Annotated in this window: 12 protein-coding genes; 3 read left to right on the forward strand and 9 right to left on the reverse strand. The window is 67.9% G+C overall.

Annotation, left to right across the window (positions count from 1 at the left end):
* Positions 1 to 129: 129 nt before the first annotated feature.
* Entirely contained in the window at positions 130 to 627 is a 498-nt protein-coding gene (locus tag OHN74_RS31155) for a GNAT family N-acetyltransferase (RefSeq protein WP_327697895.1), read from the reverse strand.
* 207 nt (positions 628 to 834) lie between these two features.
* On the opposite strand from OHN74_RS31155, the gene OHN74_RS31160 reads away from it, so the two are divergent.
* On the forward strand, positions 835 to 1,395 hold the full coding sequence (locus OHN74_RS31160) for a YdeI/OmpD-associated family protein (RefSeq protein ID WP_443060584.1): 561 nt from the start codon (positions 835 to 837) through the stop codon (positions 1,393 to 1,395).
* 117 nt (positions 1,396 to 1,512) lie between these two features.
* Here the strand turns inward: OHN74_RS31160 and OHN74_RS31165 are convergent, their stop codons facing one another.
* Entirely contained in the window at positions 1,513 to 2,130 is a 618-nt protein-coding gene (locus OHN74_RS31165) for a YceI family protein (RefSeq protein WP_327697897.1), read from the reverse strand.
* Between the two features lie 321 nt (positions 2,131 to 2,451).
* On the opposite strand from OHN74_RS31165, the gene OHN74_RS31170 reads away from it, so the two are divergent.
* Together OHN74_RS31170 and OHN74_RS31175 are read left to right on the forward strand one after the other, a co-directional pair.
* Positions 2,452 to 4,059, forward strand: a complete 1,608-nt coding sequence (locus OHN74_RS31170; RefSeq protein WP_327697898.1) for an acyl-CoA carboxylase subunit beta — start codon at positions 2,452 to 2,454, stop codon at positions 4,057 to 4,059.
* Positions 4,060 to 4,129: 70 nt separating this feature from the next.
* Entirely contained in the window at positions 4,130 to 4,321 is a 192-nt protein-coding gene (locus OHN74_RS31175) for an acyl-CoA carboxylase subunit epsilon (protein ID WP_327697899.1), read from the forward strand.
* 193 nt (positions 4,322 to 4,514) lie between these two features.
* Here OHN74_RS31175 and OHN74_RS31180 read toward each other — a convergent pair whose 3' ends face one another.
* The 7 genes from OHN74_RS31180 to OHN74_RS31210 all read right to left on the reverse strand — a co-directional run bounded on the left by OHN74_RS31180 (position 4,515) and on the right by OHN74_RS31210 (position 11,397).
* The gene (locus OHN74_RS31180) at positions 4,515 to 5,096 is read right to left on the reverse strand and encodes a GTP-binding protein (protein ID WP_026248371.1); all 582 of its coding nucleotides are present in this window, start codon (positions 5,094 to 5,096) and stop codon (positions 4,515 to 4,517) included.
* Positions 5,077 to 5,664 carry a DUF742 domain-containing protein gene (locus OHN74_RS31185; RefSeq protein ID WP_327697900.1) on the reverse strand — a complete coding sequence of 196 codons (588 nt, stop codon included), beginning with the start codon at positions 5,662 to 5,664 and terminating at the stop codon, positions 5,077 to 5,079. The genes OHN74_RS31180 and OHN74_RS31185 overlap by 20 nt, the downstream gene beginning before the upstream one ends.
* Positions 5,665 to 5,760: 96 nt before the next feature.
* Positions 5,761 to 6,174 (reverse strand): roadblock/LC7 domain-containing protein, encoded by a 414-nt coding sequence (locus tag OHN74_RS31190; protein ID WP_005479603.1) that lies wholly within the window; start codon positions 6,172 to 6,174, stop codon positions 5,761 to 5,763.
* A 10-nt stretch (positions 6,175 to 6,184) separates the two neighbouring features.
* Positions 6,185 to 9,541 (reverse strand): sensor histidine kinase, encoded by a 3,357-nt coding sequence (locus OHN74_RS31195; protein WP_327697901.1) that lies wholly within the window; start codon positions 9,539 to 9,541, stop codon positions 6,185 to 6,187.
* Positions 9,542 to 9,920: 379 nt separating this feature from the next.
* Entirely contained in the window at positions 9,921 to 10,496 is a 576-nt protein-coding gene (locus OHN74_RS31200) for a GTP-binding protein (protein WP_006375318.1), read from the reverse strand.
* Positions 10,477 to 10,875, reverse strand: a complete 399-nt coding sequence (locus OHN74_RS31205) for a DUF742 domain-containing protein (RefSeq protein ID WP_006375303.1) — start codon at positions 10,873 to 10,875, stop codon at positions 10,477 to 10,479. Before OHN74_RS31205 ends, OHN74_RS31200 begins: the two co-directional genes overlap by 20 nt.
* Before the next feature lie 108 nt (positions 10,876 to 10,983).
* On the reverse strand, positions 10,984 to 11,397 hold the full coding sequence (locus OHN74_RS31210; protein WP_010984127.1) for a roadblock/LC7 domain-containing protein: 414 nt from the start codon (positions 11,395 to 11,397) through the stop codon (positions 10,984 to 10,986).

Genomic DNA, 11,397 nt, shown 5'->3' on the forward strand with positions numbered 1-11,397 from the left:
GCTTTTGATGGCATGAGCTGGTCAAAATCTGTTGAAGGATTATGTGAACGCTGTGAGTGCCCCCACAAGGGGCGAAATCCAGCCGCGGCTATCGAGCCATCGGGCTGGATCGGGGGCGGGGGCCGGGGGCTACGCGGCGGCGTCGGGCAGCCGCAGCCACTCCGCCCAGGACAAGTCGCGCCCGATGAACCGAGGCTTCTCGAAGGGCCAGTCCTCGGCGATCCACTGCGGCACGAGAGCGTCGAGGGCCTGCTCCACCGCACCCCCCACGGCACTGTCCACCACCCACCAGGAGACCTCGGCGTCGGCGCCCGCCTTCTCGGGCGGATCGATGTAGACGCACCCGAGTTCGACGGTCTCGTCGTCATTGAGCAGTACGTAGTTGAAGGACTCGTGGGCGTCGATCTCGGCTGCGTGCCGCTCCAGATCGGCGAGATTCGCCTCGTACGTGATGGTGGCGGCCGGCCATCCCCAGGCCTCCCCGAAGATGCTCCACAGCCGCTCGCGCGAGCCCATGACGGTCGGGTGGTCGAGCGCGGCGTCGGCCCCGCGAATCGGCCGCAGGTGAAGTCCGCCGGGCACGTCGACGTGCAGCGGATGGACGAAATCGCGGGGGAGCCAGGTCATGGTCGGAGATTAACTCGCGGGCGGGGGCCACGCATCGGGTTATTCCGGAGGCGGAGGCCCCGGCCACCGGCGGCCGTACCGCTCCCCGGCGGTGTGGGCGCCAGTAGGACAGTTTCTGTCCTAGATCTCTCCTACTGTGGCCTCATGACCACCCCACCCGCCAATGCCCCGGACCAGCCCGGCGACGCCCTCGACGGAGTACCCGTCATGCCCTTCCCCGACGCGCCCGCCCTCGACGCCTGGCTCGTCGCCCACTCGGCACCGCGGGTCGCCGGTCTGTGGGTGAAGGTCGCGAAGAAGGGCTCGGGACTGGTCTCCGTCACCGCGGGTGAGGTCAATGACATGGCCCTCTGCCACGGGTGGATCACCGGGCAGCGCAAGAGCCTCGACGCCTCGCACTTCCTCCAGAAGATCACGCCACGAAGGCCGGGCAGCCAGTGGTCGATGGTCAATGTGCGGAGGGTGCCCGAGCTGGCGGCGGCCGGGCTGATGCGGCCCGGCGGCTTCGCGGAGGTGGACGCCGCCAGGGCGGACGGCCGATGGGAGGCGGCGTACGAGTCCCAGCGCAACGCCTCCGTCCCGGACGACCTCCTCGCGGCGCTGGAGGGCGACCCCGTGGCCAAGGCGGCCTTCGGGGCGCTCGGCAGGACGGATCAGTACCAGGTCGTACTGCCGCTGCTCAAGGCCCGTACGCCGGAGATCCGGGCCGCACGCCTCGCCGCAGCCGTCGCCGGACTGGCGGGAGGGGCGGCAACTCCGTCCGCCTGAACGGGAGTCGGGGCACCGATACACGTCCGCCCGCCTGGTCGGGGAACGACCGGGCGGGCGGTTCGTCTCCGCTCCGTGGGTGCCGGCTCAGCGGCATCCGGAGCGGCAGGCGTGGCGTCACGCGTTCCTGATGGCCGAGATGTCGAAGTTCAGCTTGATCTTGTCCGACACCAGCACGCCGCCCGTCTCCAGCGCCGCGTTCCACGTCAGGCCCCAGTCCGAGCGCAGGATCTCGGCCTTGCCCTCGAAGCCCACGCGCTCGTTGCCGAACGGGTCCTTCGCCGTGCCGTTGAACTCCAGGTCGATGGAGATCGGCCTGGTGGTGCCGAGGATCTCCAGGTCGCCGGTGATGCGGTAGTCGTCGCCGCCCAGGGACTCGGCCTTGGTGGAGCGGAACGTCATCGTCGGGAACTCGTCCGTGCGGAAGAAGTCCGCGCTCTTCAGGTGACCGTCACGGTCGGCGGAGCCCGTCTCGATGCTGTTCATCGTGATGTCGAGGGAGGCTGTCGAGTTGGCGGGGTCGGCGCCGTCGAGGTGCAGGCTGCCCTCGAACTCCTGGAAGCTGCCCTTGACGTTCGTCACCATGGCGTGCCGGGCGACGAAGCCGATGGTCGTGTGGGACGGGTCGATCGTGTAGTCGCCGGTCAGCGCGGCGAGCTCGGGAGCCACCGCGGTCGCCACGGACGAGGTGGCGGCGTCGCTGTCAGCGGTGGTCTTGCGGCCGAAGATGCTCATGACGTGACTCCTTGGGGACGAGGTACCGAAGTTGTTGAAGCTTGAATCACTTCAACGAGAGACACCGTAGTTCCATTCCGTTCAAAGTTCAACTTTGTCTGTGAAGTGATGACTCCATCACTCTAGGTGTCGTACTCTCGTCCGACGTGACAGGGTTCTCGCCGCGACTGCTTTGTGGAACCCCTACAACGCGCATGCCCTCTGATCAGTCGGGTCGGCTGCATGCCGATGTTGTTCTGTTCAGGGGTACCAGGAAAACGCTCCGGAGACTGTACGGAGTCGACGGCCCGGTTTTCTCGCTCGGCTTCGTAAGGTCGCTACATGACCGTTTTGGATGAGGCGCAGGGTGAGTCCACGGGCGAGCCGACGGGGGAACCGACGGACGCGCGTGGGCGTGTGGCCGAGCTGCACCAGATCCGTGCGCAGGCTCTGGCCGGACCCAGTGAGAAGGCCACCGAGGCGCAGCATGCCAAGGGCAAGCTGACCGCCCGGGAGCGCATCGAGCTGCTCCTCGACCCGGACTCCTTCAACGAGGTCGAGCAGCTGCGCCGGCACCGCGCGACCGGCTTCGGCCTGGAGGCCAAGAAGCCGTTCACCGACGGTGTCATCACCGGCTGGGGCACGGTGGAGGGCCGTACGGTCTTCGTGTACGCCCATGACTTCCGTATCTTCGGCGGCGCGCTGGGTGAGGCCCACGCCACGAAGATCCACAAGATCATGGACATGGCCATCGCGGCCGGGGCCCCGCTGGTGTCGCTCAACGACGGCGCCGGCGCCCGTATCCAGGAGGGCGTCAGCGCCCTCGCCGGGTACGGCGGCATCTTCCAGCGCAACACCAAGGCCTCAGGCGTCATCCCGCAGATCAGCGTGATGCTCGGCCCGTGCGCCGGCGGCGCGGCCTACAGCCCCGCCCTCACCGACTTCGTCTTCATGGTCCGCGAGACCTCGCAGATGTTCATCACCGGCCCGGACGTCGTCAAGGCGGTCACCGGTGAGGAGATCACCCAGAACGGTCTCGGCGGCGCCGACGTGCACGCCGAGACGAGCGGCGTCGCGCACTTCGCGTACGACGACGAGGAGACCTGCATCGCCGAGGTCCGCTACCTCCTCGCGATGCTCCCGCAGAACAACCGCGAGAACCCGCCGAGCGTTGATTCCGAGGACCCCGCCGACCGGCGCGGCGACATCCTGCTGGACCTCGTCCCGGCCGACGGCAACCGGCCGTACGACATGACCAAGGTCATCGAGGAGCTCGTCGACGACGGCGACTACCTTGAGATCCACGAGCGTTGGGCCCGCAACATCATCTGCGCGCTCGGCCGGCTCGGCGGCCAGGTCGTCGGGATCGTCGCCAACCAGCCGCAGAGTCTCGCCGGGGTCCTGGACATCGAGGCATCGGAAAAAGCTGCGCGTTTTGTCCAGATGTGTGACGCTTTTAACATCCCGATCGTCACGCTGCTGGACGTCCCCGGCTTCCTGCCGGGTGTCGACCAGGAGCACGGCGGAATCATCCGGCACGGCGCGAAGCTGCTGTACGCCTACTGCAACGCGACCGTTCCGAGGATCTCGCTGATCCTGCGCAAGGCGTACGGAGGCGCGTACATCGTCATGGACAGCCAGTCCATCGGCGCCGACCTCACCTACGCCTGGCCGACGAACGAGATCGCCGTGATGGGCGCGGAAGGTGCCGCCAACGTCATCTTCCGCCGTCAGATCGCGGATGCCGAAGACTCCGAGGCGATGAGGGCTCGGATGGTCAAGGAGTACAAGTCCGAGCTGATGCACCCCTACTACGCCGCCGAGCGCGGTCTGGTCGACGACGTCATCGACCCGGCCGAGACGCGTTCGGTGCTCATCAGGTCGCTCGCGATGCTGCAGAGCAAGCACGCCGACCTGCCCTCGCGAAAGCACGGCAACCCCCCTCAGTGATCCCGCTCGGTAACCCAGCGGATCCTTCGCGGTCCATTCGCGGAAACCTCTCTCACGGAGACTGTGACCTATGAACACTTCTGACATTCGCGTCGAGAAGGGCCACGCCGAGCCCGAGGAAGTCGCCGCCATCACGGCGATCCTCCTGGCCCGTGCGGCATCGGCACCGGCGACGGCCCCGGCCCACCGCGGACGCCCGAAGGCCGGCTGGCGCCGTCTGGAGCGAGAGGGCGGCTTCCGCGCCCCGCACAGCTGGCACTGAGCCTGATTACTGAAGTGGCCCCCTTCCGCACTGCGGAAGGGGGCCACTTCGTGTGTGCGTCGGCTGCGGGCAGGCAAAGACCGGGGCGGAGCCCCGTCTTTAGGGGCGCGGGGAACTGCGCGACAAGCCACTGGGCTGCCGCAGACGGCGTACAACCGTCCATGGCAGCCCAGTGGCCGCAAGAACCACGTACCTACCGCAGTCGAGCCATCAGCGCGTGCTCCACGAGAGTGATGAGCGCGCTCTTCGCGTCCGCACGGTGACGCGCGTCCGTCGTGATGATCGGAGTGTCGGGCCCGATCTGCAGAGCCTCCCGGACCTCGTCCGGGTTGTACGGCTGGTTGCCGTCGAACCCGTTCAGGGCGATCACGAAGGGAAGCCCCGAGTTCTCGAAGTAATCGACAGCCGGGAAGCAGTCCGCAAGGCGCCTCGTGTCGACGAGGACGATCGCGCCGATCGCGCCGCGCACCAGGTCGTCCCACATGAACCAGAAGCGGTCCTGGCCGGGCGTACCGAAGAGGTACAGGATCAGGTCCTGGTCCAGGGTGATGCGGCCGAAGTCCATGGCGACGGTCGTCGTCGTCTTGTCCCCGGTGTGCGTCAGGTCGTCGATGCCCGCCGACGCGGACGTCATCACGGCCTCGGTACGCAGCGGATTGATCTCCGAGACGGCCCCGACGAACGTGGTCTTGCCCACGCCGAAGCCGCCCGCCACCACGATTTTCGCGGACGTGGTGGAGCGGGAAGGCCCTCCGCTAGAGCTTGCGAAGTCCACTGAGCACCCTTTCGAGCAAAGTCACGTCTGGCTGCCCGCCGGCGCTTTCGTCGCCGCCGGGCTGATGGATGGCGACCAGGCCTGCCTCCGCCAAGTCGGCGACGAGGATCCTGGCCACGCCGAGGGGGATGGTCAGCAACGCCGAGATCTCGGCCACCGACTTGATCTCTCGGCAGAGGTTGCAGATTCGCTGATGCTCGGGCAACTGGCCCTGCATCTGGTGAGGCTGCGCAGTGGTGTGCACCAGCGCCTCGATGGCGAGCTGGTAGCGGGGGCGGGTCCGGCCGCCGGTCATGGCGTACGGACGCACCAGGGGATTGCTCGCACCCCCGGCGGGCGACGGCTCCGAAGAACGGCGCTGCGGCTGCACGGGCTGGATGCGTGGCGCCGGCGGCTGGTCGTACGGCGACGGCCCGGGACCCTGAGGGTTCTGGGGTGCGTACGGCTGCTGCCGACGGTGACTCGGTGCGGAGGGGAAGTTGTACCGGTTCTGGTCACCCTGGCCCTGACCCTGGCCAGGGCCGTACGACCAATTGCCCGAGGGCGAACCGCCTGGGGGTGTTGCCACTTTCTTCTCCTCCTCCGACTGTGCCGGGCACCGCATCACTGTGGAGCCGCGTCCGAAACCTACCGCCCCGAGACGCCAAAACGCACCGTCTGACTGTTAGTTGAGAAGGCTCCCTTGGAGCTCCGCACGCAGATCGGGTGTCAGGACCGTACCGGCACGGTCGACCAGAAGCGCCATCTCGTACCCAATGAGACCGATATCGGCCTCGGGATGTGCAAGCACCGCGAGGGAGGAACCGTCGGAAACGGACATGATGAACAGGAATCCCCGTTCCATCTCCACGACCGTCTGGTTCACGCTGCCGCCCTCGAAGATGCGCGAGGCACCCGCGGTGAGAGAGGTCAGACCGGAGGCGACAGCGGCGAGCTGGTCCGCACGGTCCCGCGGAAAGCCTTCGGACATCGCCAGCAGGAGTCCGTCGGCGGAGACCACCACTGTGTGCGACACCCCAGGGGTGTTGTCCACGAAATTGGTGATCAACCAGTTCAGGTTCTGCGCCGCCTGGCTCATCGGACTCACACTAACGCTCCTGGTTGTAGGTGCTGTCAGGCCCACCATGATGGTTCCTGGTGGCCTGGCCGTTCGTCTCACTACCTGCGGTGCGTCCCCGCTGGACGCCCCGGCGCAGGTTGCTCAACCTGCCCCGGATGTCCTCGGGGGCGCGGGAGACCGACGGGCCGCTCTGGAGAGTCGCTTCCGCGGCTCCCTCGATCAGGTTGGCCTTCGGTACCCGGCGCGGCAGGCCGGAGGAGGTCACCCCGCCCGCCTTGGGCTTGCGGAGCTGTGAGGCCTGCTGCCAGCGCTCGTCGTTGGCCGAGCGCCAGTCGTCGGGACCGGTTCCGTTCCCGTTTCCGTTCGCGTTGCCGTTCTGCTCCGCGGGGACGGAGACGGGGGCGGGGGCCGGAGTCTCCTGGCCCACGTGCTGCCGGGAGGTGCCGTTGCTGGTACCGCTCGTGGTGGATCCACGGCGGGGGAGCCCGGCATCGGTCAGCGCGTGGGCGGCGGAGGGCGCCGGTCCCGGACGCTCGAAGCCTACGTGATTTCGCTCACTCACGTCAGCGGCCTGCGCGGATTCCGTTTCCGGAGCGTACTCGGAGCTGTGCCCGTTCTGGTAACCGTCCGGCTGCGGCCAGTCGTCCTGGTACCGCCGCTCCTCGAAGGCCGAGAAGCTCTCCGGGGCGGAGGCGTGGACCGGGGCGGGCTCCTCCTGGACGGGCTCCGCGTACGCGGGCTCCGGGTAGCCACCGTTGCCGTTCGAGGACGGGTAGCCGCCGTTCGTCGACGGGTACTCGCTGCCGGTCGCCTGGAAGTCGTCCGTCTGCGGGAAACCGTTGTTCCCGTTGAAGTACGGCTCCTCGTACGACGGCTGCTGCCGCTCCTCGTACCCGGTCTGCTGGTCGTAGCCCACGAAGGGCTCCTCCAGGGCCGGGGTCTGGCTGTTCGGCGCGCTGAAGTCGTCGCCGTACGCGGGGGCCTCGTTGGCGTCCTGCGGGCCCGACTCGGGGTGTGCCTGGGCCTCCAGCTGCGCCCGGCGCTCCTCACGCATCAGGGAGCGGCCCACCGGGTCCAGCTCACGGATGTCGTCAGGGACCTCGGTGTAGCGGCTGTCGTCGAAGCCGAGCTCGGCCGCCGTACGCATCGGCTGCATCTGGCCGGCCTGGAAGTTCTCGCCGACGTACTGCTGCTGTTGCTGCTGCTCGGGGATGATCTGCGAGACGGTGAACTCGTCGCGCTGCATCTGCTGCTCGCCACCGCCACCGTGGGTGATGGCGTCCGGGAGCATGACCAGCGAGGTCGTACCGGCCTGCTCGCCCGAGGGGCGGAGCTGGACGCGGATGCCGTGCCGGTCGGACAGCCGGCCGACCACGAACAGGCCCATGCGCTGGGAGATCGCGGCGTCCACGGTCGGCGGGTTGGCCAGCTTGTGGTTGATGTCCGCGAAGTCCTCGGCGGTGAGGCCGATGCCCTTGTCGTGGATCTCGACCATGATGCGGCCGTCGGGGAGACGGGTCGCGGTGACGCGGACCTTGGTCTGCGGGGAGGAGAACGTCGTCGCGTTCTCCAGCAGCTCGGCGAGCAGGTGCACGAGGTCGGTGACCGCGCGGCCGTGGATCTCGGCCTCCGGTACGCCCGACAGCTCGACACGCTCGTACTGTTCCACCTCGGAGGAGGCGGCACGCAGGACGTCGACCAGCGGGACCGGCTGGTCCCAGCGGCGGCCCGGCTCCTCGCCGGCGAGGACGAGGAGGTTCTCGCCGTTGCGGCGCATACGGGTCGCGAGGTGGTCCAGACGGAAGAGGTTCTCCAGCTGGTCCGGGTCGGCCTCGTTGTTCTCCAGGTCCGTGATCAGGGTCAGCTGGCCCTCGATCAGGGACTGGTTGCGGCGCGACAGGTTGGTGAAGATCGCGTTGATGTTGCCTCGGAGCAGGGCCTGCTCGGCGGCCAGTCGGACCGCCTCGCGGTGGACCTGGTCGAAGGCGCGGGCGACCTCGCCGATCTCGTCCGTGGTGTTGATGGGGATGGCGGCGACCCGGGTGTCCACGCGTCCGGGGTCGGTGCGCGAGAGCTGGTCGACCAGCATCGGCAGGCGCTGCTCGGCGATACCGAAGGCGGCGTTGCGCAGCTGGCGCATCGCGCGGCTCATCTGGCGGGCCACCATGCCGGCCAGGATGAACGCGGCGAGCAGGGCGACCACGACGGCCGCACCCACGATGAACGCGTCGCGCTTGGCGTCGTCGGAGATGCCGGCGGCCTCGTCCACCGCGCTCTGCGAGAGGTTCGACTCCAGCTTCAGGTACATGTTGTATTTGAGCGTGTTGACCGCCCACCAGTTCTGGGGCGTGATGCCCTTCGCCGCGAGGTTGGCGCGGTCACTGGTGTCGGTCGTGGAGAGCGAGGCGAGGGCCGCGATCATCTGGCTGGGGTCGGAGGGCGGCGGGACGTACGTCTCCCCCTTGGCCGCCGCGGCCTGGGTGGCCTGCGCGGCCATCTCCTTGCCCTGGGCCGTGACCTGTGCGCTCGCGTCCTGCAGCTTCTTGGCGTCCGACTCGGTGCCGCCGCCGATGTACTCGGCGATGGCGATCCGCTCCAGGTACGCGTACGAGGAGAGAGCGATCTTCTGGCTCTGGAAGTTGCTCTCGCCGGGGCCGGGCTTGATCAGCAGGTGCATGCCGATGGCACGCTCCAGCGACAGCGCGGCCTTGGTGAGCGAGAGGGCGTAGACCGTACGGCCGTAGGCCGTCGAGTACGTCTTGTTGCCCGTGCCCAGGCCCAGCTCGTTGGAGAACTCCATCAGCGTGTGCGTGATGGCGGTGTAGCTCTCCTCGGACTGCACACCGGTGAGCTTGGAGGTGTACGCGGCCGCCCGGACCGTCTCCAGCTGGGGCTCGACCTCGCGGAAGAGCTTCAGGCGGCGCTCCAGGCTCGCCCGCTGCGGGATGTTCTGCGCGGCGGCGTCGAAGGCGTCGGCGGCCTTGTCGGTGACCGCGCGGGCCTTGACGACCGTCTCGTCGTCCTCGCCCTTGCCCTGGAGCAGGGGGGCCGCGGTGATGTCGCGCTCCTGGAAGAGCGCGTCGCCGTAGACCAGGGCCGCCTGCACGAAGCGGGCGGTCTTCTCCGCGTCCTCGGCCTGCTGCCAGGTGTCGATCGAGCTCTTCACCTGGAAGCCGCCCATGATCAGGCCGACCACCACGGGTATGAGCAGGATCGCGTTCAGCCTGGTCGGCACGCGCCAGTTGCGCGGGGAGAATCGGCTGCCGCTCGGAGCGGGTGGCGCCATCGGCTCGGAGCCGGGCACAGGGCCGGGCGCCGCTCCGCGCGGCGGCGGGGTGAAGTTGCCCCGTGCCGACGGCTCGGGACCGTTCTTGCTTCGCCTCACTCGACCAACAACCTCTCGGCGGAAGGCACCAACGTTGTGCCGCAGTCTCTCAGAGCCGGTAAGTCAAAGACCCTCCACAGGGGTACGTCTTTGACTATTAGGCAGTTCAGGCATTCCAGCACGTCGGCCTTCGCTCTTCCAAACGTCGGAATGCGAAGATCCATAGCGATGTAAGCCCCAGATAAAACGGTCATAAAGAACGAGCCCCGCCAAAAGGCGGGGCCGATGTGAGCACAGCGAGACCGGGCGACCGCGACGCGTGGCCATACCACCGGATATCTCTGTCGAAACGTTATGAACACCGGGGTCGACCGTGTCAAAGGCCACAGTCGACTCCGGTGTATCTACGACAACTGCCGTAGGGCATAGTCGAATTGATCTACCGCAGGCGCGCCATGAGCGCGTGCTCGACCAGCGTGATCAGCGCACTCTTCGCATCCGAGCGGTGCCGGGCGTCCGTCGTGATGATCGGAGCGTCCGGGCCGATCTGGAGCGCCTCACGCACCTCTTCGGGGTTGTACGGCTGGTGCCCGTCGAAGCCGTTGAGGGCGATGACGAAGGGCAGGCCGCTGTTCTCGAAGTAGTCGACCGCGGGAAAACAGTCCGCGAGCCGGCGGGTGTCGACCAGGACCACGGCGCCGATCGCGCCGCGCACCAGGTCGTCCCACATGAACCAGAAACGGTCCTGGCCCGGCGTACCGAAGAGGTACAGGATCAGGTCCTGGTCCAGGGTGATACGGCCGAAGTCCATGGCCACCGTGGTGGTGGTCTTGTCCCCGGTGTGGGTGAGGTCGTCGATACCCGCCGAGGCCGACGTCATCACGGCCTCGGTACGCAGCGGGTTGATCTCCGAGACGGCGCCCACGAACGTGGTCTTGCCCACGCCGAATCCACCCGCGACCACGATCTTCGCGGAGGTGGTGGCCCGGCCCCCGTCAGAGCTTGCGAAGTCCACTGAGCACCCTTTCGAGCAGTGTCACCGCTGGTGCACCGCCGTTGTTCTCGTCGCCGCCCGGCTGGTGGATGGCGACCAGTCCGGCCTCGGCGAGGTCCGCGACGAGGATGCGGGCCACACCGAGAGGCATGGCGAGGAGTGCCGACACCTCGGCCACCGACTTGACCTCGCGGCACAGGTGGCAGATGCGCTGGTGCTCGGGCAGCAGACCCATCAGCTGGGCCGGGTCGGCCGTCGTGCTGATCAACGCCTCGATGGCGAGCTGGTAGCGCGGCCGGGTCCGGCCGCCGGTCATGGCGTACGGCCTTACCAGCGGCTGGTCGCCCTCATCCTCGTACGTATGAGCGTACGGATCATGAGAGGCGGTGGGCGGGGTCATGAATCCTCCGGGCGGGACAGCGTCGGTCAGTCGTGCCGTCTGACAGGGCCGGTGGGGGAGATGTGGCGGCCGGACGGTGTTTTGGTGAGGCGGGTGGATCCGGAGCGGTCAGTGGAGAAGACTGCCCTGTAGTTCGGCACGCAGGTCGGGAGTGAGCACTGCGCCCGCCCGGTCGACCAGAAGCGCCATCTCGTAGCCGACAAGGCCGATGTCGCACTCGGGGTGGGAAAGGACCGCCAACGACGATCCGTCCGAGACGGACATGAGGAAGAGGAAGCCTCGTTCCATCTCGACGACCGTCTGGGCCACCGTGCCGCCCTCGAAGATGCGCGAGGCACCCGCGGTGAGCGAGGTGAGTCCGGACGCGACGGCCGCGAGCTGGTCGGCACGGTCCCGGGGGAAGCCTTCCGACATGGCCAACAGGAGGCCGTCGGCGGACACGACGACGGTGTGGGACACCCCGGGGGTGTTGTCCACGAAGTTGGTTATCAACCAGTTGAGGTTCTGTGCCGCCTGGCTCAT

Origin of the sequence: Streptomyces sp. NBC_00459 (genome assembly GCF_036013955.1) — a bacterium.
Lineage (GTDB): Bacteria > Actinomycetota > Actinomycetes > Streptomycetales > Streptomycetaceae > Streptomyces.